We start from the raw sequence: 20,214 nt of genomic DNA on the forward strand, positions 1-20,214 counted from the left end.
AGATGATGCACCAAAGGCCGGCGGAGAGCAAGCCCCGGCCTTTTCTCGACTTGCTCCGAGTGTGGGGAATGAGAACGGCGTGGGACAGCGGGGCGTCAGCGGCCCAGAGGCTGGCGCTGCGCGTCCCTCAGGCCCACCAGCACGCTGGAGCCGCTGTCCGCCACGCGCAGCTCGCCGTAGCGGGCGCCCTCGTAGCGGTCGGCGTGACCTTCCTGGAAGAAGAAGGCCTCCGCGCCCAGGCGGAAGCGCTCCTTGCGCAGGCGGTACCGGAGCTTGAGCTCGCCGGGCGCCAGCGGGGTGTCGGGTGTGTCGAAGCGCACGAAGGAGCCCACGCCATTCGCGTCCAGCCGCAGCACCATGTTTCCGTCCTTGGCGGTGGTGACGGGATTCGCGTCCCGCTCGCGGCTGATGGCGTAGTCCAGCACCATGTAGTCGCCCTGAATCAGCGAGCGCGGGTCGACGGGGGCCAGCTCCAGCAGCACCGGCGTGCCCGAGCGCAGCACGTGCTCCTTCTGGACGACGAGCCCCGCGGGGACGAGCAGCGCGAAGGCCAGCCCGCCGAAGATGACCGCCGTGCGCACCATCACCGCACCTCCGACGCCGGGGCGGGGAAGCGCCGCAGCAGGAACGAACGCAGGCCCAGGAACACCAGGCCGCTGCCCATCAACGCCAGCGACTTGGCCAGCAGCGTGAGGCCCAGGTCGTAGTAGTACCAACTGCCGGACGCGAGCAGGTACGCCACCGCCAGCCCCAGCAGCACGCTGCTGCGCCGGTGGAAGCCGAGCACCAGCATGCCCACGGCGGTGATGACCGCCGGTGTATGGGGCGTGAGCACGGCCACCAGCGTCAGCGCAGCGAACACCGCCGCGCCCGCCACGCCGGTGGGCTCCATCGCCAGCTCACGCAGCACCCGCCACGCCGTGTACAGCGTCAGGGCTGTCAGCCCCAGCGTCAGCACGGCATCTGGGAGTGCGGAGACAGTGTCGAAGAGGTGCCGGGCCACGTCCCGCATGCCGCGCGCCAGCAGTACGCCGGGGATGGCGCACGCGAGCGCGAAGGCCACCGGCCCCACCAGCTCGCCCGTGGTTCCCCGTCGCAGCCGGGCCTGCTCCAGGAAGAGGAAGTACATCAGCGCAGCGCAGCCCAGAATCAGCAGGTCCAGCGCGAAGCCACCCACCACGTGCCAGGCGAGGAATCCGGCCGCGCCCACCACCCCCAACGTGCTCAGGAAGCGGAGGATGGCGTCTGGGTAGACAAAGAGCAGCACGCCACTGATGACCAGCACCAGCGTCGCGGCGACGTTTTCGTTCTCCGTTTCGATGCCGAAGCTGGCGGAGGCCATGGCGGCGCCGGCCAGACACAGCGCCAGCGCGAGCTGCTCGATGAAGACGCCGCGCAGCGTGCGACGCAGCATCGTCGCGCCCGCGCACAGGCCCAGGCCCACCACGCCCATCACGACCTGCTCCTCCCAGAGGCCCGCGCAGGCGAAGAAGCTCAGCACGAAGATGGCGGACAGCCAGGCGCCGACGCCAGCGAAGGCCTTCACGAACCAGGGCACGGCCACGGACTGGCGCTGGTGGGCCTCCAGGGCCACGCGGGCCCGGTCCGCGGCGTCGGGCTCGAGCTGGCCTTCGGCCTGGAGCGCGTTCAACACGTCCTGCAACGAGGGACGCAGGGCCATGTCAGGACTCCTCCGTGGCGCCGGTGACGCGGGCTTCGTGCCGCAGCCACCACACCGCGAGCGCCACCTGGGCGATGACGAAGAGCGGCAGCACGAAGAGGCCCAGGACTTCCACGTCCCGGTAGGAGTCGAAGACGATGCTGACGGCGCCGGAGGTCAGGAGCGTCATCACGCTCACCGCGCCGAGCGTGAGCATGAACAGCTCGCCCTTCAGGTGCCGGTGCAGGGCGTACTCTGCCGCGAGCGAGGCCAGCACCAGGAGGAGCGCCACCACGGCGCCGGTGGGGGCTCGCGCCGGGTGCATGATGAATGGCACCGAGGCGATGAGCACCGGCGCCACCGCCATCACCGCCAGCACCCGGGGCACCCAGCGCGCCTGGAGCCAGGACACGCGCAGGTTGGCGAAGTGCTCGTAGGTGGCCCAAGTGAAGCCGTTGAGCCCGCCCAGCACCACCGCCAGCCAGTAGGTCTGGTCCAGCTCCGTATCCAGCACCTGCTCCCAGAAGAGGAGGATGCCGGTGTTGACCAGCACCAGCGCCAGCAACCCCAGAGGCGCGAAGCGGGACACCGCCACCCAGGGAAGGATGAGCACGGCCCAGCCGATGAACAGCTCATACGGGTCCGCGCCTGTCTGATACGCCTGCCCGTAGACGGCCAGCAGCGCGCCCACGAGCACCGAGGCCGCGAACAGGGACAGTTGCCCGCCCAGCGTCGCGCCTTGCTTCCAGGCGCCCACGGCCGTGCCGGTGATGGCCGCCGCGATGAGGCCCAGCTTCGCGAAGCGGTGCATGTCCGCCCAGTTGTACGCGAAGAAGTAGATGACTCCTGCGAGCACCAGCAGCGCGCCCAGGCCCATCAGCGTGGTGGAGAGGAAGCGCCGCCAGTCCTGCCGCGGCGGGGTGGCCACGGACAGGTGCAGCGCGCGCTCCAGGGTGGTCGGCGTCAGGATGCCAGCGTCCGCGAGTGCCCGGAGTCGCTCCGGCGTCGCGTCAAGGTCGAGCAAGGGTTTCAACACGGGCGCAGTCTAGCTGTCCGGCCGGGGAGCGCGTCCATCGGCATGCCTGCCGCGCCTGTCCGAAGGTCGGCCCGTGGGCCATGCTAGGCTGCCCGCCCTCGTGTGAGGCTCGCACGTGTGCCAAGGGGCCCTGTCCATGGCGGCGAACCTGGAGTGCCCGAAGTGCGGCAGCGAACTCGACGTGACGGGGCGGGCCCCGGGCGCCATCATTCGCTGTGCCTGCGGGAACCTGTCAGCCGTCCCGAAGCGCTCCTATTGGGCGAGCCCGCGCGGCGTGGCGCTGGCCCTGGGGATGTTCTTGCTCTGCCCCTGTGTGGGCATCCTGGCCGCCATCGCCATCCCCAACTACAACAAGCTTCCGGTGCGCTCCAAGCAGCAGGAGTGCAAGGCGAACCTCCGTGGCCTCTACGCCGCCCAACGCAACCACAACGCCGAGCACGGCACCTTCGAGCCGCGCATCGTGAAGGCGGGCTTCATCCCGGAGCGAGGCAACCGCTACGCGTACTTCACGGGCACGGGGCCGCTGGTGACGCGCGACGCGGAAGAGGACGCGGTTCCGGCGGACGCGGAGGGTGTTGGCGTGGACCGCTCGCGGGACACGAGCCGCCGGGCCATCACCCTGGCGGACCTTCCCGCGTGGGTGTCCCGGCAGGTGGGTGTCTTTGGGACGTGCCCGGATTGCTACGTCACCATGGCCTGCGCGGGGAACATCGACATCGATGACACGGTGGATGTCTGGCTCATCTCCACGAAGCCGCTCAAGGATGAGTTCGGCGAGGCCGTTCCTCCCGGCACCCCGACGAATGTCGTGAACGACGTCGACGGTTGACGGGCCCGGTCCGCTGGGAGTCGTCGCTTCGCCCGGCGAAATCGTCGTGGGCGGACGACCCGGAAATCCCGCGCTTTACGTATCTGACTTTGAGAGCGACGGACGGATGGACGGGCCTGAGTCCCATTCCGCCTCGCTCGCCAATCACAGAAAGGTTTCAACCGTGCGCTCGATGATGAAGCGTCTCTCCCTGGGTGTATGCATTTCTACGTCGATGGCGTTGCTGGGGTGCGGCGGCGAGATGATGGACGCCGACGCCATGGCGGACATGGCGCTGCCCGAGGAGGCCGTGGGCACCACCTCGTCCGCGGTGGAGACGGTCAGTGACTTCCGCTTTCGCACCGCCAACCGCTACGCGGGCATTCATGGCTACGCGGCGGGCTACGGCAACTTTCATGAGGCCAACTACGGCGCGGGCGTGGTGCGTGGCACCATCCTGCTCAAGCCGGGCACCGTGGCGCACTACCTCGCGGTGCCCCGCTCCTCCCTGGGCAACACGGCGCTGAGCAACATCCCTGAGCTGTTCCGCCGCGCGCAGGACTACGGCAACGCGCACGGGTTGGGTATCGCGCTGCCCGCGTTCGAGCAGGGCCTCAACGGCTCTATCGTGGAGTACGGCATCCACTTCCTCCACCCCAGCGTCGTCGAGTTCCGCGACGTCCCGGGCTGGGCCATTGGCTACCCGGATGTGACGGACGCCGGGGCCATGATGCGCGCCGCCAGCGACTACGCCTCCTCGAACGGCTTCGCCGCGGGCCTGCCCACCTTCCACTCCGCCATCTACAGCGGCACGAGGGTGTACGGCATGCACCTCATCCGTCCGGGCTACGCCGATGCGCGGGACGTACTCGCGGACGTGCTCGCGATGCAGGACCGCTTCAGTTCAGACCCTGCCACCGTCACGGGCGACAACTGGGCCCGGACGCTGCGGCGCCACGAGGCAGCGCAGGACTCCATCCAGACCTGCACCCACCTGACCACCCTGGAGAAGGCCGCGCTGCGCAGTGCCTACCGCAAGGCCATCCGCCACTCGGGCACGAACGAGGCCGGCATCAACGCGCGGGCGGAATTGGGGGGAGACGATGTCTGGATCAACTTCGGCGTGCTCTTCCCTCAGGGGGACACGGAGATTGCCCAGACGCTCATCCACGAGATGATGCACATCGCCGGTTACTCGCACCCGGACCGCCGCAACGGCATCGACACTCCGTATGACGGTGGCCCGTACTACAACTCCGCGCCGCTGCGCGCCGAGCTGTGCATCGCGGGCTTCCAGAGCATCCACTCGACGCGTGAGTCCAGCCGCGAGTCGCAGACGCGCTGAGCGGAGAACGGCTCGGCCGTGGGGGAGCCGAATTAGGGGGAGAACAGGGGGCTCCGCGCGGTCCAGGCGGAGCCATCCTCCCAGTCAAGCGGCCGCAGGTCCGCGGAGGAATCGCGCGACGTGAGGGGGCTGAAGGGATACCGCGCTGCCAATGATGAGGCAGTTGCGAGGGATGGCTCATTGGCGAGATCGGGGTGATAGGGTGCCGCGCTGTCCGTTCATTGGGGCGCGGACATTCACCGGGGGATTCTTCGTCAATGGCAGATATCAAGTGTCCGGCGTGCGGCACGAAGCTCGACGTAACCGGACTCAAGCCGGGTTCAAGCATCCAGTGCTCATGTGGAAACAAGGCTTCCGTGCCGCGCTCCAGCCGGAAGAAGGTCTTCCTCATCGTGGCGGGTGTCTTTGCCGTGCTGCTCATTCCGTGCTTCTTCTTCATCGTCGGCGGCATCAGCGGCTTCCAGGGCTCCAAGAACCGCGCGATGCAGGCCATGTGCAATTTGCAGTTGAGGCAGTGGTACATCGCCCAGATGGCTCACTACGCCGAGCACGACGCCTATGAGCCTGTCTTCGCGAAGTTGAACTATGAAATTCCGCGGGGCAATCACTTCGCCTTCCTGGCGGGGAGCGCGCCAGCAGATGCTCGTGACACGGCTGGGGCCACCTCAGTGGAGGACGCCGTCGCCGTGGGGGTGGACGTGGCGACGAACCCGGCCTTGAAGGCCATCCAGTTCGGCGAATTGCCGGTGCTCGTGGCCAAGCAGGTCGGCCTTTCGGGGGAGTGCCCTGACTGTGCCATCACGGCCGCGTGTGTCGCCAATCTCGACCGGGATGGCGACCTGGACGTGTGGCTCATCTCCTCGAAGGAGCTCACCGGGCTGGATGGGCAGTCTGTGAATCCTGGTGAGCCCCTCCACTTCATGAACGACCTGAAGGACTGACGCGCGCGCTTTCGTGAGCGGTTGTGCGCGGACGGGCGCTCGCGTGCGCCGTCTCCCTCAATCCCGTGAGTCGTCGTCGTCCACGAGCATCATCCCGTGCTTCGTGAGCAGCTTGCGCAGGTACACCCGGGCGATACCTGCCTCGCGAGCCGCGCGGGAGATGTTCCGGTCGCAGCGCGCGATGAGGCCCTGGAGGTAGTCCCGCTCGAAGACCTCGATGAGTCGCTCCTTGGCCTCCTTGAAGGGCAGCTCCGCGTCGAGCGCGCCTTGTGGCGGCCGGAGCGAGCCGGAGGGGACGCCCATGGGCGGCAGGGTGTCCTCGCCCAGATGGATGGCCTGCTCCAACACGTTGCGCAGCTCGCGCACGTTGCCGGGCCAGGGGTACTGGGCCAACAGGGCGCGTGTCTGTTCGGACAGGGCGCTGGGCGGACGGCCCAGTCGCTCCAGCATGGCGTCGATGAGCAGCGGCAGGTCCTCCACCCGCTCCCGCAGTGGGGGCGGGACGACCTTGAGCACCGCGAGCCGGTGATAGAGGTCCTTGCGGAACTGGCCCTGTTGCACGGCCTGCTCCAGGTCGACGTGCGTGGCCGCGACGACGCGCATGTCCACCGTGCGGTAGTCGTTGGCGCCCACGCGCTTCACCTGCCGGCGCTCCAGTACGCGCAGGAGCCGGGGTTGCAGCTCCAGCGGCAGCTCCCCGACCTCATCCAGGAAGACGGTGCCTCCCTGGGCACGCTCGAAGGCCCCGGCGCGCTCCGCCTGGGCGCCCGTGAAGGCACCCTTCACGTGCCCGAAGAGCTCCGACTCCATCAAGGAGGGCGGAATCCCGGCGATGTCCACGATGATGAAGGGCCCACCGGCCCGGGCGCTCTCCTGGTGAATCGCCTCCGCGCACAGCTCCTTGCCCGTCCCCGTCTCGCCCTGGACGAGCACGTCCCCGCCGCCCGCGGCCACCCGCTCCAGGACGGTGAACAGCTCGCGCATCCTCACGCTGGCGCCCACGAGCGCGCCGAAGCTCCGCCGCGAGGACAGCGGTAGAGGCCGCTCCCGCGAATCCTCCGGCACCACCTTGAGGACGACGGTGCCCAGCGTCAGCGACGCCCCGGGCCGCACCTCCAACTCGGTGAAGCGCACGCCTTCATGGAAGGAGCCGTTGCGCGAGCCCAGGTCGGTGGCCACCACCCGTTCGTCCGTCACCTCCAACTGGAGGTGCTGCCGGGACACGACGCGGTCCGTCAAGACGATGTCGCACGTCGAGGACGTGCCGAGCCGAACCACCCCCGGGCGCAGGACGTGGCTGTGTCCCGCCTGTTCCCCGGAGAGCATCAGCAGCTTCAACCGCAAGGGGCCGCGCCGCGCCACCGGGATGGGCGCCGTCTGGACCAGCGCGTCCACCTCCGTGTCCATGTCACCTGGGTCCGCCACGGCGGGCAGGCTACCACCCCACCCAGGCGGGGGAGGGGGTGACAACTGTTGTTGCCACCTGACAACCGCGGTTACCAGGCCCGCCGGAGCGCCTTGCCGGGCGTCCTCCTCTGGAGCGCGCGCCTCGACTCGGCTCCGGAGGCGCTGGAGGGCCCTGGCACACCCACTGCAGTGGCCTGGGTCCGCATCGAGAACGACACCACCGAGCCGCCCACCCGCGATGTCTTGCCTTGAATGGCAAGGCAATCTGCGGGTGGGATTGTTTGTCTTTAATTTGTGCTCGCTCCCCTCGAAGGCGCGCGAAAAATAAATGAAAACACCGCACGAAACACCGCGCGTATCCGACAGAGAATGTTCATGTAGTCAGCGCGCGGGGCTTTCGGCTGAAACAGCCACCTGCCCCCAATCCAAACCATCGTAGCAATCGCTATCAGGAGTCACGACCATGAGCCTGTCCATCGCGAAGTCCATTCTGTGCAACGGCTTCTCCGGCAACACCCGTGGCTGCGGCCCCTCGGACCGCTACCAGGCGGCTTATCAGTCGATGGACCCGTCCAAGGCGGCGCAGACGGTGCTCAAGCACTTCGACGCCATCGAGGGTGTGGGCATGAACGCCAGCGGCAAGGGCGCCGGGGACAACAACATCGGGACGTCGGAGCTCAAGCGCGTGGCGGACCCGAACAGCGGCTTCCCGCCCGACGTCCGCGCCGCCGCGAAGTGGATGCTCGACCACCCCATCGCCCTGCGCTCGCTGGACCAGGGCGCCAGCAAGGCCCATGGCGGCAACAATGAGGTGCACCTGAGCAAGGCGGACCTCCAGGCGCGCGCGGGCAATGCGTCGGACTCCGGGGCTCCGCAGCGGCCTGGCTTCCCGCATCGTCCGCCGCTGTTCGGCTCCGGGTTCGGCGGCGGCTGCGGCGGAGGACTCGGTGGCACGGGCGGCCTGCCCAACCCCCACCGTCCCAACCTGCCGCCGCGGCTGGACCTGTGCGGCCCTTCGTTCGGCCCGCAGTCCCGCCCGCCCTTCGGCGCTGGCCGCCACGAGCCCATGGACGTCTACAAGGCGGCCCAGACGCTCAAGGACCACTTCAACTTCGCCGAGGGCGTGGGCATGAACGCCAGCGGCAAGGGTGCCGGGGACAACAACATCGGCATGTCGGAGCTCAAGCGCGTGGCGGACCCGAGCAGCGGCGCGCCGAAGGAGCTCCGTGAGGCGGCGCAGTTCCTGATCAACCACCCCACGGCGTTGCGCTCGGTGGACCAGGGCGCCAGCAAGTCCAAGTCCAGCAAGGAGGTCCACATCAGCCTCCAGGATTTGGAGTCCTTCACGGCGAAGGCGCCCCGTCGCGAGACGCAGTCCAACCGCCTGGACCTGGCGCAGTTCATGGGCCGGGCGAGCGTCTGGGGCTGAGCCCGCCCGCTGTCCCGGCGGCCCACCCGTCATGGGCCGCCGCGCTGTGCTGGAGGTGACTGGGAGCCGGGCCCTGGGGGGAGCCTGGCTGGCCATGTCCTGACACTGGCGCCTCCGGGGGGGAGGGCCCAGTGTCAGGGCATGGCAACCATCGACATCACCAAAGCCAACTTCAAGGAAATCGTCTCGAAGGAGGGAATCGTCCTCCTCGACTGGTGGGCCGAGTGGTGCGCACCGTGCCGCACCTTCTCACCTGTGTTCGAACAGGCGAGCGCGAAGAATCCGGACCTCGTCTTCGGCAAGCTCGACACCGACGCAGAGGTGGAACTCGCGGGGGCTTTCGCCATCCGCTCCATCCCCACGCTGATGGTCTTCCGTGACGGCATCATGTTGTTCGAGCAGGCGGGAGCGCTGCCGGCCAACGCGCTGGATGACCTCATCCGCCAGGTGCGCGCGCTCGACATGAACGAGGTGCGCAAACAACTGGTGGATCGCCAGGCACAGCAGGGCGCGCCGTCCCAGGCCTGAGACGGCACGCCTCTGTGCAGCGTGAAGACGGGCGGGCCTCTCGGGGGGAGAGGTCTTCCGCCACGTCTTCGTTTCAGCTCAGGACCTGCACCTTGCCGTGGTCATCGCAGTGGCCGTCGTGCGGGTGATGCAGGTGGCCGTCCACGAGATAGTCCATGTGGTCCCCGTGCGGCGCGGCCGCGTGGCCACACGAGGGGCCGTGGCGGTGCGTGGCTTCATGGGCACCACAGGCATGCTGCGGCGTGCATTGCGCGGGGTTGCGCGCGTCTTCGGCGAGCATGCACTCGTCCGTGTGGTCCGAGTGCGGGCGGTGCAGGTGCCCGTCGTGCAGATAGTCCACGTGGTCCTGGTGCTGGATGGCGGGGTGGCCACAGCCCTTGGCATGGACGTGGTCATGGCGCTCGTGCGTCTTGTGATTCATGGCAGCCTCCCTGGCGGCGGTGTCCCTGGATGACACAGCGGGACGGTCGCCATCCAGGAAGGCCAGGACAAGCGCCGCCAGGACGAGCTCCGACCGCCGGACGAGGCCGTGTCACCCGAACGCCGTCGGGCGTCTGCCTGCCGTGCGGCCGCTAGTGCTCCCGGGGCGCGGCGAGGAACGCCTTCAGCTCGGGGAGCACGCGCTCCGGGCGTTCCTGGTGGGGGCTGTGGCCCGCGTCCAGGCGCAGGAGCCGGGCCCGGGGAAGGCGCCGTGCCGCCTGCTCGGCGATGGAGACGGGCAGGGTGTCCTCGTGCTCGCCCCAGACGAGCAGCACCGGCGCCGTGATGGCGTCGAGCTTTTCCGCGCGATGAAAGACAGGCCCGGCCACGGGCACGAGCCGGTTGAAGGCCCGCGTGGCGTCAGGGCTGGCGTCCGGGCGGGTGAGCAGCTCGTACTCCAGGGCGCCCAGCCGCTCGCCCAGCGGCGTCGGGGGCGGCGGCGTCATCTGGGCCCAGGCCCATGGCCCCAGCGAGCGCGCCAGCCGTTCGGGACCGGCGCGGAAGAAGAGGCGGGCTTTTCGTGTCATCTCCGGGCCCAGGCCCATGGCATCCACCAGGGCCAGCCGCTCCACCGGTACCCGGCCGCGCAGCGCGAGCTCCAGCGCCACGAGCCCGCCCAGCGAGTGGCCCACCACGGCCACCGGGCCCGGGGCGAGCTGGGACAGGAGCGCCTCGATGGGGGCGGTGAAGAAGGCCGCCGCGTCCTCGCCGGTGGCCAGCGGGCCTTCGGGGGTGGACGACATGCCGAAGCCCGGCAGGTCCACCGCCAGCACGCGGTGGCTCCGGGCGAGGACCGTCAGGTAGGTGAACCACTGGGAGGCCGCGCCGCCTCGCCCGTGGAGCAGCACCACCGTGGGGCCGGCGCCCGCCTCCAGGACCCGGAGGGCCCCGCCGCCCGGCAACCAGTGAACCGTTACGACCACCGCGGGGGCCAACTGGGCCAGCAGCGCGGCTTCCACCGGCCCCACCGAGGGGGCCTTCATGCCGCCTTCCGCGACACCGGCGTCCGCCGGGAGTGGAACAGGGGTTGGCGTGGCGGCTGTGAGTGGTACATGGGGAGGACACTCCAGGAGGGGCGGACGGGCGGGCAACATACTGGAATGCGCGGCCCTCAGCGGTGTTGAGCCGGATACCCTGTAAACCCTAGGCTGCCCGCCGCCAGTCCGACACGAGGCGACATGAACACCGACATTCGCGCGCTCACCGAACGCGTGCAGCAGGAAAGCAGCTTCGTCGAGGTCCTCAACCAGGAAACCAGCAAGGTCATCGTCGGGCAGCGCTACATGTTGGAGCGCATCCTCATCGGCCTGCTGTGCAACGGGCACGTGCTGCTGGAGGGCGTGCCCGGCCTCGCCAAGACGCTGACGGTGCGCACCGTGGCGGATTCGCTCAGCGCCACCTTCATGCGCATCCAGTTCACCCCGGACCTGCTGCCCGCGGACGTGGTGGGCACCATGATCTACAACCAGCAGGCGGCGAACTTCACCGTCCGCAAGGGGCCCATCTTCGCCAACATCGTGCTCGCGGACGAAATCAACCGCGCCCCGGCGAAGGTACAGTCCGCGCTCCTGGAGGCCATGGCCGAGCGTCAGGTCACCATCGGCGACCAGTCCTTCCCGTTGCCCTCGCCCTTCCTGGTGCTGGCGACGCAGAACCCCATCGAGCAGGAAGGCACCTACCCGCTGCCCGAGGCGCAGGTGGACCGCTTCATGCTCAAGGTGAAGGTGGGCTACCCGACGCGCGATGAAGAGAAGGTCATCATGGACCGGATGTCCGGTGGCTCGTCGCCGCGCGCCCAGCGGGTCATCGACCTTCAGCACCTGGTCCGTGCGCGCGAGCTCGTCCACCACATCTACATGGACGAGAAGGTGAAGGAGTACATCCTCAACGTGGTGTTCGCCACGCGCGAGCCCAGCAAGTACGGCCTCAAGGACCTGGCGGACTACATCCAGTTTGGCGCCTCGCCGCGCGCCACCATCGCGCTGGCCCAGGCGGCGCGCGCGCATGCCTTCCTGCGCCACCGTGGCTTCGTCACCCCCGAAGACGTGAAGGCCATTGCCTTCGACGTGCTCCGCCATCGCGTCGCCATGACGTACGAGGCGGAGGCGGAAGACCTCACGCCGGAGAAAATCATCCAGCGCGTGTTCGACCGCGTCGAAGTCCCCTGACCCTTCCTCCTCGAGCCCGCCAGGCGCCCCGTGCTTCCCAAGGACCTCATCCGCCGCATTCGCAAGCTGGAGATTCGCACCCGCAAGGTGGTCTCCGACATGCTCGCCGGCCAGTACCATTCGGTCTTCAAGGGCCGGGGCATGGCCTTCTCCGAGGTGCGCCAGTACCAGCCCGGTGACGAGATTCGCATCATCGACTGGAACGTCACCGCGCGCATGGATGAGGCCTACGTCAAGGTCTTCACCGAGGAGCGCGAGCTGACGGTGATGCTGGTGGTGGACGTCTCCGCGTCGAAGGAGTTCGGCTCGCGCGAGCGCACCAAGTCGGAGATCGCCGCGGAGGTGGCGGCGCAGATCGCGTTCAGCGCCATCGCCAACAATGACCGGGTGGGGCTCGTCCTCTTCTCGGACCGCGTGGAGAAGGTGGTGCCGCCGCGCAAGGGCCGCACGCACGTGCTGCGGCTGGTGAGCGACATCCTCACGTTCCAGCCGCAGGGGCGTGGGACGGACCTGGCCGCGGGGCTCAACTACCTGACGCGGGTGGCGAAGCGGAAGGCGGTGACGTTCCTCATCTCCGACTTCCAGGCGCACGACTACGAGAAGCCGCTGCGGCTGGTGGGGCGCAAGCACGACCTGGTGCCGGTGGTGGTGGCGGACCCGTTGGAGGAGGCCTTCCCCCGGCTGGGCCTGGTGGACATGGAGGACCCGGAGACGGGCGAGCGCTTCGTCGTCGACACCAGCGACCCGCGCGTGCGGGGCCGCTTCGCCCGGGCCATGCAGGCCGCGCGCGACGAGCGGCGCAAGCTGTTCAAGAAGCTGGAGCTGGACCACGTGGAGCTGCGCGCGGGTGATGACCACGGCAAGGCGCTGGCGAACTTCTTCCGCGCGCGGGCCCGGAGGATGGCGGCATGAACCGGCTCATCCCCCTGCTGGCGGTGTGGCTCGTGGTGGCGGCGCTGGTGGTGGCGGCCCCGGCGTGGGCCCAGGCTCCGGCCCCTGCACCGGCGGCCGCGACGACGGAGCAGGTCGAACCTCGGAACCTGTCCGTGCGGCTGGAGCCGGAGCAGGTCCGCATCGGTGACCCCTTCGTCTACGAGGTGGTCATCACCCACCCGAAGGACCACCGCTACGAACTGAAGGTGCCCCAGGAGACGGGGGACTTCGAGTTCCTGGACCAGACGCGCCAGCGCCAGGACGGGCCGGACTCTGCGACCACCACGTTCCGGGTGCGGATGTCCGCCTTCGCCCTGGGCTCGGTGGCGGTGCCGGCGCTGCCCTTCGACGTGGCCACGCCGGAGGGGCCCAAGGCGTTCACGGTGCCGGGCCGCACGGTGGAGGTGACGTCCACGCTGCCACCGGACGCGGAAGGGCAGGGCGCGGACCTCTTCGACTACAAGCCGCCGGAGGAGGTGCCCATCCGTTCGTGGCGCCTGGTGCTCACGGTGCTGGGCGTGCTGGCCGCGGCGCTGCTGGCGTGGGTGCTCTTCCGCTGGTGGAGGAACCGGCCCAAGCACGTGGAGGTGGTGCCGGCGCTGCCCCTGGACGTGCGCACCCGCAAGGCGCTGGACGCGCTGAAGGCGGAGGACCTGCCCTCGCGCGGCCGGGTGAAGGACTTCTACTTCCGGCTGTCCGAAATCGTCCGGGGCTACCTGGGCGAGCGCTACGGCTTCGAGGCGCTGGAGTGCACCAGCTCCGAGCTGATGGCGTCGCTGCGGCGCATGTCCACGCCGGGGCTGCCGGAGGACAAGCTGATGCGCTTCGTGTCCGAGTCGGACATGGTGAAGTACGCACGCGCGGATGCCTCCGCTGACGCCTGCCGCGACGCGCTGGCCTTCGGCTACTCGCTCATCGACACGACGTACGTTCCGCCACCGCCGCCCCAGGCTCCCGACAATGCCGCCGCTCCCCGCGTTCAATAACCCCGAGGCGCTCTGGGGGCTGCTGCTCGTGCCGCTGCTGCTCTGGCAGGCTTGGCGGGAGCGGCGTGCCCGCGCCACGCTGCGCTTCTCCGCGGCGCATGTCTTCGCCCGGGGGGGCCGCGGCTTCCGCGCGTACCTGCTGCCGCTGCTGCCGCTGCTTCGCGTGGCGGCGGTGACGGCGGCGGTGCTGGCCATCGCCCGTCCGCAGGTGCGTGACTCGCGCGTGCGGGACCTGTCGGTGGAGGGCATCGACATCGTGGTGGCGTTGGACCTGTCCACGTCGATGGAGGCCGGTGACTTCCGTCCGCAGAACCGCATGCACGTCGCCAAGGAAGTGCTGAGCGAGTTCATCGCCAACCGGGTGAATGACCGCATCGGCCTGGTGGTGTTCGCGGGCGCGGCGTACACGCAGGCGCCGCTGACGCTGGACTACGGCGTGCTGAAGGAAGTGGTGAAGCAGCTGCGCACGCGCGTGCTGGAGGATGGCACGGCCATTGGCGACGCGCTGGCCACGTCCCTCAACCGCCTGCGGGACTCGGAGGCGAAGAGCCGGGTGGTGGTGCTCATCACCGACGGCGACAACAACTCCGGGAAGATTTCGCCCATGGACTCGGCGAACATGGCCCAGGCGCTGAAGGTGCCCATCTACACGATTCTGGTGGGCAAGGGCGGCAAGGTGCCCTTCCCGCAGGGCACGGACCTGTTCGGCAACACCGTGTGGCGCGACACGGAGATTCCCATCAACCCGGAGCTGATGCAGGACATCGCGGACCGCACCGGCGGCGAGTACTACCGCGCCACGGACCCCGAGCAGCTGCGAGAGGGACTCCAGAAGGTGCTCGATTCGTTGGAGCGCTCGAAGCTGATGGAGGGCGGCGCCAGCGCCACCTACCGCGAGGAGTTCCATCCCTTCCTCCTGGCCGCCTTCGGCCTCGCCGCGCTGGAGCTGCTCCTGCGCGCCTCCTTCCTGAGGGTCTTCCCGTGACGCCCGTGGAACCCTGGCGCTTCACCGTGCTCGGTTACCAGGCGGGGCTCGCGCAGCCCCTCTTCCTGCTGTTCGTGCTCGCGGGCATGATGCTGGGCCTGCTCGCGCTGGTGGGGGCGCTGCGGCGCCGCTCGCGCGTGCGGGCGCTGCTGCATGAACGCCATGCGGAGCGCTTCACGCCGGGCGTGTCGGTGTGGCGTCCGGCCACGCAGGGCGGGTTGTACGGCCTGGGGTTGGCGCTCTTCGGCTTCGCGCTGGCGCAGCCGCAGTGTGGCACCAAGAGCGAGCTGACGAAGCGGCGCGGCATCGACGTGGTGGTGGCGCTGGATGCCTCCAAGTCCATGCTGGCGCGGGACATCCAGCCCAGCCGCCTGGAGCGCGCGAAGCTGGAGCTGACCACGCTGCTGGACGAGCTGAAGGGCGACCGCGTGGGCCTGGTGGTGTTCGCGGGCGATGCGTTCATCCAGTCCCCGCTCACGTCGGACTACTCGGCGGTGAAGCTGTTCTTGCGCGCGGTGGACCCGGAGGTGATGCCCCAGGGCGGCACCAACGTGGGCGCGGCGCTGCGGCTGTCGCGGCAGGTGCTGGAGAACGCGGACCGCGGCTCGAAGGAGCGCGTGGTCGTCCTGCTGACGGACGGCGAGGACCTGGTGGGCGACGTGGCGGAGGCCACCGAGGCGCTGAAGGACGCGGGCGTGCAGGTGCTGGCGGTGGGCGTGGGCTCGGAATCCGGTGAGCCCATCCCCGTCTTCGACCGGCGCGGCGCGTTCGTGGACTACAAGAAGGACGCCGCGGGGGAGACGGTGATTACGCGGTTGGACCGGGCGGGGCTGACGGCCATCGCCGAGGCCACCGGGGGCACCTTCTACTTCCAGCCCCGTGGCGTGGCCATGTCGCAGGTGGTGGAGCGCATCGACCAGATGCAGAAGAGTGAGCTGGAGAGCCGGGTGACGGTCCGCTACGACGAGCGCTTCCAGTCGTTCGCCATCCCGGGGCTGGCCTTGCTGGCGCTGGGCATGTTGCTCTTGCCGTCGTCGCGCCGGAGGTCGTCACCATGAGCGCCGCGAGGACGCGCGCGGCGCGGTGGCTGGCGTGGGGCCTGGTGACGTCGCTGGCGCTGCCGTCGCCCGTGTGGGCCGCGGGGCCGCTGGAGCGCGGCCACCCGCTGGTGGAGCAGGGCCGCGAGGCGTACACGGCGGGACGTTTCGAGGAAGCGCTGGAGGCGTTCGAGGCCGCGAAGAAGGAGCGCCCCAACGACGTCACGGTGGACTTCAATCGCGCGGACGCGATGGCAAAGCTGGGGCGCATCGCGGATGCGAAGGCGCTGTTCCAGTCGGTGACGGAGTCCAACCGCGCCGACCTCCGGCAGAAGGCCTGGTACAACCTGGGCAACCTGCATGCGACCACCGGAGACCGGCAGGAAGCGCTGAAGGCCTACCGGCGCGCGCTCACGCTGGACCCGCAGGACGTGCAGGCCCGCCACAACTACGAGGTGGTGTTGCGCAACCTGCCGCCGCCGCAGGACAAGGGCCAGGATGGCGGCACGGACGGTGGCAACGACGGCGGCAGTGACGGTGGGCGCCCGGATGCCGGCGAGGACGGAGGCACGAAGGGCGACGGCGGCACGCCCCAGGACGGTGGCACCGATGGTGGCTCGGACGGCGGTGCCGACGGCGGCGCGGATGGTGGCGCCAGCGATGGTGGCTTGGACGGCGGTGCCGACGGTGGCGACGGGGATGGTGGCAGCGACGGCGGCTCTGACGGAGGCGCGGACGGCGGCGAGCAGGGCCCACCGGACAAGGGCGACGGGGGCGCGGACGGCGGCGCGGATGGTGGACAGGACGACGGAGAGGGCGAGCCCCAGGACGGTGGCAGCGACGGCGGCAGCGCGGGAGAAGAAGACTCGGAGGAATCCGAGGCGGACGGTGGCTCCAGCCAGTCGGACCTGGACCGGCAGGAGGCGGAGCGCCTGCTGGATGCGATGAAGCAGAACGAGAAGAACCTCCAGCTCTGGCGGTTCCAGCAGAAGAAGAAGCAGAGGAAGCCGAATGAGAAGGACTGGTAGCGCCCTCGGCGTGGTGTTCGCCGTGTTCACCCTGCTGGCCACCGCGCCAGCGTGGGCGGCCTCGGATGACCTCGATTTCTACCAGACGGCGGACCGTACGGAGGTGGGCACCGAGGACACCTTCCGCCTCACGGTGGTGGTGGTGGACGCGCCCGCCAACGCGCAGGTGAAGCTGCCGGAGTCGGACGACTTCTCCATCCTCTCCAGCTCGCGCAGCAGCCAGCGCTCCATCTCCCTGTCGGGCGGTGGCCCTGCCGTCATCCAGGACGTCACGCGGCACGTGTTGGTGATGCAGGCCACGCGCGCGGGGCGGCTCAAGATTCCACCGTCGCAAATCACGGTGCGCGGCAAGACGTACCGCACGCAGCCCGTGGAGTTGACGGTGATGGCCGGCCGGGTGGGCGGTGCGCCGTCCCCGGGGCAGGCGGGACGTGGCGGTGGCCGGCAGCCGGACCCCTTCTCCAGCATCCAGTCGCAGATGCAGCAGATGGAAGAGGCCTTCGGCGACATGATGGAGCCGGACCGGCCCACGATTCCCCGTGGGGACTCCGACCTCTTCCTGCGCGCCAGCCTGGATCGGGACAACGTGTACGTGGGCGAGCAGGTGACGCTGTCGCTCTACATCTATTCGCGCGTGGACCTGTCCAGCGTGGACGCCGTCACCATGCCCAAGCTGGAGGGTTTCTGGACGGAAGAGGTGGAGAGCCCCACGCAGTTGTCGGGCGAGCAGCGCGTGGTGGACGGCATCCCGTACCGCGCCTACCTGCTGCGCCGCCGCGCCATCTTCCCGGTGAAGTCCGGCACGCTGTCCATCACCCCCGCGGAGGCGGACATCACCACCGGCTTCCTCTTCGCCGGCCACCGCGTGCACCGGGTGTCCAACGCGCTCAAGGTGAAGGTGAAGCCGCTGCCGCCCGGTGGGCCGGAGGACATGCCCAACGCGCATGTGGGCAACTGGCGGCTGTCCATGGACGTGTCCCAGACGCGCGTGGAGCTGGGCCAGCCCGTCACGGTGAAGGTCAGCCTGGAAGGGGTGGGCAACGTGAAGAACGTCACGCCCCCCGCGCTGAAGGGCCCCGCCGCGCTCAAGATTTATGACCCCACCACGACGGACAAGGTGTCGCCGCAGCGCCACCGTGTGCAGGGCCGGCGGGTGATGGAGTACCTGGTGATGCCGCAGCGCACGGGCAGCTTCACGTTGCCCGCGCTGGAGTTCACCTACTTCGACCCGCGCGCCCGCAAGTACGAGGTGGCGCGCACCGACCCGGTGACGATTACGGTGGAGGCGGGCGCGGGCGGGGCATCGTCCATCGCCTCGGGGGCGCCTCAGGCTTCATCGGACCAGGCCAACGAGCAGAAGAACGTGCTGACGGCGGGCGGCCTTCGGCCGGTGCGCTACCAGGCCCGCTTCGAGGCGCCGGGCGTGCCCGTGTGGAAGCGGGGCTTCTTTGTCCCGACGGTGCTGGCCCCGCTGGGGCTGCTGTTGGGCGTGGCGCTGATGGGCGGCGTGCGCGGGCGGCTGGCGCTGCGCTCCGAGGCGGGGCGTGGGCGTCAGCAGGCGAAGGCCGCGCGCAAGCGTCTGGCGGATGCGGAGAAGCTCCAGGCCAGCGGGGACGTGGGGGCCTTCTACGGCGAGGTGGAGAAGGCGCTGCACGGCTTCCTGGAGGCACGGCTGGGCATGCCGGTGGTGGGCCTCACCCGCGAGGTGCTCGCCGAGAAGCTGACGGCGGGGGGCGCGGATGCGGAGCGGCGCGCCAAGGTGCTCTTCGTGCTGGAGGCGTGCGACTTCGGGCGCTACGGCGGCGGGGGTGACCCGGCCGAGCGACAGAAGGTGATGGATGCCGCCGCGGCGGCCATGGAGGGCTGGGCGTGAGCGGCTACTACACGCCGGAAGAGGCGCAGGACATCTTCCTCAAGGCCAACGAAGCCTACGCGAATGAGGACTACGCGGCGGCCAAGGAGGGCTACGAGAAGCTGCTGGCGAACGGCCAGGGCGGCCCCGACGTGCTCTACAACCTGGGCACCACGCACCTGGCCCAGGGGGATTTGGGCCGCGCGGTGCTGGCGCTCGAGCAGGCGCGGAAGGAAGGGGGCCAGGCGCCGGACCTGGAAGCCAACCTCTCCGTGGCCCGGGCGCGGCAGGTGGACAAGGTGGTGGGCGCCACCGCGGAAGACGCCTTCCTGCCTCGCGTCGCGGCGGCCACGGACGGCCCGGTGGTGGCGTGGACCTTCCTGGGCACCTGGGTGGCGGCCTTCGTCCTCGTGCTGCTCTGGCGCTTGCTGGGGCGGGGCCGGCGGACGGCGGTGGGTGTGCTGGCGGTCCTGCTCTTCGCGGTGGCGGTGCCGTCAGGGCTGCTGGTGGCCACGCACGCCTACGTGGGGGCCACGGTGCACGAGGCCGTGGTGCTGGCACCCACGCTGGTGGCGCGCGAACTGCCTCAGCCCGGCGCCCGTTCCATCTTCGAGGTGCACGCCGGCCTCAAGGTGCGCCTGCTCGAAGAGACGGGCCGCTTCGTCCGTATCCGTCTGCCCAACGGCCTGGAAGGCTGGGCAGAGCGGGAAGGCGTGGCCGAAATCTGAGGCCGTACGCAGAGTGTCGGGACGCGAAAACCTGGAAATGCCTGCCATTCAGAGGGTAGACTGCCTCCGGAGGGATAGCAGGTAATGCCAGGAGGTCGTGGCCCTGTGTTTTCGGTCGAGGCACTCGTTGGCAAGAACCGGTTGGTCATCCGCCTCTGGGGTGTCGTCACGGAGGAGGAAGCGCTCCAGATTGGCGACGCGTCGCTGCGCGAGCTCGAGCGGCTCCGGCCGGGCTTCGACATCCTGTCTGACCTGACGGGCGTGACGGAGCTCCCGGAGTCGGGCTCGGGGCAGATTGAGCGCGTCGTCGAAGCGGCCCGGGTCCGCGGCTTTCGCCGGGTGGTGCGCGTGGTGGGGCGCTCCGCGATGGCGGCGGTGCGGTTCCAGCGCAGCAGCAGGAACGTGGGGCACGAGGCCTACCTGGCCTTCTCCCTCGAGGAGGCGGAGCAGTTGCTGGAGGGCGGCTGGACATGAGCCCCGGCCCGGCGCCGGTCAACTCCGGCGGCCCGTGAGGCGCGCGAAGAGGCCGCGCTTCTCTTCCTTGCGAGGGCCGGGGGAGGCCGCCGCGAGGCCTGCCACCTTGAGCAGGTTCTGCTGGAAGACGGGATGGTTCGGCTCCAGCGCCACCGCGCGCTCCAGCAGCTCCACGGCCCGCCGGTAGTCCTTGCGCTGGTGAACCAGGATGAGGGCCAGCTTGCTATAGAGCACCGCGGCTTCGGGCGCCTGGGCAATGGCGCGTGTGAGCACGTCGATGGCCCGGTCCACCTGGCCCTCGCGCTCCAACCGCACGGCGCGCTGGAGGAAGTCCTCCGCTGACCCTGGCTCGATTCCGAGCCGCCGGACGGTGCGCGGTGGGACGGGCG

Annotated in this window: 22 protein-coding genes; 15 read left to right on the top strand and 7 right to left on the bottom strand. The window is 69.7% G+C overall.

Annotated elements, in window-relative coordinates; translation table 11 throughout:
- Positions 1-95 precede the first annotated feature (95 nt).
- The 3 genes from FMP39_RS24470 to FMP39_RS24480 are packed head-to-tail and all read right to left on the bottom strand — an operon-like array spanning position 96 to position 2,696.
- A complete protein-coding gene (locus FMP39_RS24470; protein WP_171452316.1) occupies positions 96-584 on the bottom strand; it encodes a GDYXXLXY domain-containing protein in 489 nt (162 codons plus the stop codon).
- Positions 584-1,681, bottom strand: a complete 1,098-nt coding sequence (locus FMP39_RS24475) for a DUF4401 domain-containing protein (protein WP_141592634.1) — start codon at positions 1,679-1,681, stop codon at positions 584-586. The genes FMP39_RS24470 and FMP39_RS24475 overlap by 1 nt, the downstream gene beginning before the upstream one ends.
- Position 1,682: 1 nt before the next feature.
- Positions 1,683-2,696 (bottom strand): DUF2157 domain-containing protein, encoded by a 1,014-nt coding sequence (locus tag FMP39_RS24480; protein ID WP_141592635.1) that lies wholly within the window; start codon positions 2,694-2,696, stop codon positions 1,683-1,685.
- 136 nt (positions 2,697-2,832) lie between these two features.
- Between FMP39_RS24480 and FMP39_RS24485 the strand changes: the two genes are divergently transcribed.
- From FMP39_RS24485 to FMP39_RS24495, 3 genes are all read left to right on the top strand, one after another.
- Positions 2,833-3,525 (top strand): fimbrial protein, encoded by a 693-nt coding sequence (locus FMP39_RS24485; RefSeq protein WP_141592636.1) that lies wholly within the window; start codon positions 2,833-2,835, stop codon positions 3,523-3,525.
- Between the two features lie 214 nt (positions 3,526-3,739).
- On the top strand, positions 3,740-4,849 hold the full coding sequence (locus tag FMP39_RS24490) for a hypothetical protein (RefSeq protein WP_141592648.1): 1,110 nt from the start codon (positions 3,740-3,742) through the stop codon (positions 4,847-4,849).
- Positions 4,850-5,205: 356 nt separating this feature from the next.
- Positions 5,206-5,790 carry a hypothetical protein gene (locus tag FMP39_RS24495; protein WP_228558296.1) on the top strand — a complete coding sequence of 195 codons (585 nt, stop codon included), beginning with the start codon at positions 5,206-5,208 and terminating at the stop codon, positions 5,788-5,790.
- A 57-nt stretch (positions 5,791-5,847) separates the two neighbouring features.
- Here FMP39_RS24495 and FMP39_RS24500 read toward each other — a convergent pair whose 3' ends face one another.
- Positions 5,848-7,197 (bottom strand): sigma 54-interacting transcriptional regulator, encoded by a 1,350-nt coding sequence (locus FMP39_RS24500; RefSeq protein WP_141592650.1) that lies wholly within the window; start codon positions 7,195-7,197, stop codon positions 5,848-5,850.
- A gap of 66 nt (positions 7,198-7,263) precedes the next feature.
- On the opposite strand from FMP39_RS24500, the gene FMP39_RS24505 reads away from it, so the two are divergent.
- The 3 genes from FMP39_RS24505 (at position 7,264) to trxA (ending at position 9,154) form a co-directional block, all read left to right on the top strand.
- Positions 7,264-7,449, top strand: coding sequence for a hypothetical protein (locus tag FMP39_RS24505; RefSeq protein ID WP_141592637.1), 186 nt, complete (start codon positions 7,264-7,266; stop codon positions 7,447-7,449).
- A 211-nt stretch (positions 7,450-7,660) separates the two neighbouring features.
- The gene (locus tag FMP39_RS24510; RefSeq protein WP_141592638.1) at positions 7,661-8,626 is read left to right on the top strand and encodes a hypothetical protein; all 966 of its coding nucleotides are present in this window, start codon (positions 7,661-7,663) and stop codon (positions 8,624-8,626) included.
- A gap of 141 nt (positions 8,627-8,767) precedes the next feature.
- On the top strand, positions 8,768-9,154 hold the full coding sequence (trxA, locus tag FMP39_RS24515) for a thioredoxin (protein WP_090490239.1): 387 nt from the start codon (positions 8,768-8,770) through the stop codon (positions 9,152-9,154).
- A gap of 73 nt (positions 9,155-9,227) precedes the next feature.
- On the opposite strand, the gene FMP39_RS24520 is transcribed toward trxA, so the two are convergent.
- Positions 9,228-9,575 carry a hypothetical protein gene (locus tag FMP39_RS24520; protein ID WP_194858548.1) on the bottom strand — a complete coding sequence of 116 codons (348 nt, stop codon included), beginning with the start codon at positions 9,573-9,575 and terminating at the stop codon, positions 9,228-9,230.
- A gap of 151 nt (positions 9,576-9,726) precedes the next feature.
- Positions 9,727-10,617 (bottom strand): alpha/beta fold hydrolase, encoded by an 891-nt coding sequence (locus FMP39_RS24525; protein WP_141592640.1) that lies wholly within the window; start codon positions 10,615-10,617, stop codon positions 9,727-9,729.
- Positions 10,618-10,812: 195 nt separating this feature from the next.
- Here FMP39_RS24525 and FMP39_RS24530 point away from each other — a divergent pair, with 195 nt between their 5' ends.
- From FMP39_RS24530 to FMP39_RS24570, 9 genes are all read left to right on the top strand, one after another.
- Complete coding sequence (locus tag FMP39_RS24530) at positions 10,813-11,802, top strand: MoxR family ATPase (protein WP_090490237.1); 990 nt, start codon at positions 10,813-10,815, stop codon at positions 11,800-11,802.
- A 30-nt stretch (positions 11,803-11,832) separates the two neighbouring features.
- Positions 11,833-12,714 (top strand): DUF58 domain-containing protein, encoded by an 882-nt coding sequence (locus tag FMP39_RS24535; protein WP_090490236.1) that lies wholly within the window; start codon positions 11,833-11,835, stop codon positions 12,712-12,714.
- On the top strand, positions 12,711-13,721 hold the full coding sequence (locus FMP39_RS24540) for a hypothetical protein (protein WP_141592641.1): 1,011 nt from the start codon (positions 12,711-12,713) through the stop codon (positions 13,719-13,721). The genes FMP39_RS24535 and FMP39_RS24540 overlap by 4 nt, the downstream gene beginning before the upstream one ends.
- Positions 13,696-14,706, top strand: coding sequence for a VWA domain-containing protein (locus tag FMP39_RS24545; RefSeq protein WP_011555616.1), 1,011 nt, complete (start codon positions 13,696-13,698; stop codon positions 14,704-14,706). Before FMP39_RS24540 ends, FMP39_RS24545 begins: the two co-directional genes overlap by 26 nt.
- Positions 14,703-15,764, top strand: a complete 1,062-nt coding sequence (locus tag FMP39_RS24550; RefSeq protein WP_141592642.1) for a VWA domain-containing protein — start codon at positions 14,703-14,705, stop codon at positions 15,762-15,764. The genes FMP39_RS24545 and FMP39_RS24550 overlap by 4 nt, the downstream gene beginning before the upstream one ends.
- Positions 15,761-16,771, top strand: a complete 1,011-nt coding sequence (locus FMP39_RS24555) for a tetratricopeptide repeat protein (protein WP_141592643.1) — start codon at positions 15,761-15,763, stop codon at positions 16,769-16,771. Before FMP39_RS24550 ends, FMP39_RS24555 begins: the two co-directional genes overlap by 4 nt.
- Positions 16,755-18,644, top strand: a complete 1,890-nt coding sequence (locus FMP39_RS24560; protein WP_141592644.1) for a BatD family protein — start codon at positions 16,755-16,757, stop codon at positions 18,642-18,644. Before FMP39_RS24555 ends, FMP39_RS24560 begins: the two co-directional genes overlap by 17 nt.
- The gene (locus FMP39_RS24565) at positions 18,641-19,351 is read left to right on the top strand and encodes an SH3 domain-containing protein (RefSeq protein ID WP_141592645.1); all 711 of its coding nucleotides are present in this window, start codon (positions 18,641-18,643) and stop codon (positions 19,349-19,351) included. The genes FMP39_RS24560 and FMP39_RS24565 overlap by 4 nt, the downstream gene beginning before the upstream one ends.
- A 105-nt stretch (positions 19,352-19,456) precedes the next feature.
- Positions 19,457-19,825 (top strand): hypothetical protein, encoded by a 369-nt coding sequence (locus FMP39_RS24570; RefSeq protein WP_225909466.1) that lies wholly within the window; start codon positions 19,457-19,459, stop codon positions 19,823-19,825.
- Positions 19,826-19,843: 18 nt separating this feature from the next.
- Here FMP39_RS24570 and FMP39_RS24575 read toward each other — a convergent pair.
- A partial coding sequence (locus FMP39_RS24575) for a tetratricopeptide repeat protein (RefSeq protein ID WP_141592646.1) occupies positions 19,844-20,214 on the bottom strand: 371 nt, incomplete at its 5' end.

It is taken from the genome of Myxococcus sp. AB056 (genome assembly GCF_006547365.1).
Taxonomy (GTDB): domain Bacteria; phylum Myxococcota; class Myxococcia; order Myxococcales; family Myxococcaceae; genus Myxococcus; species Myxococcus virescens.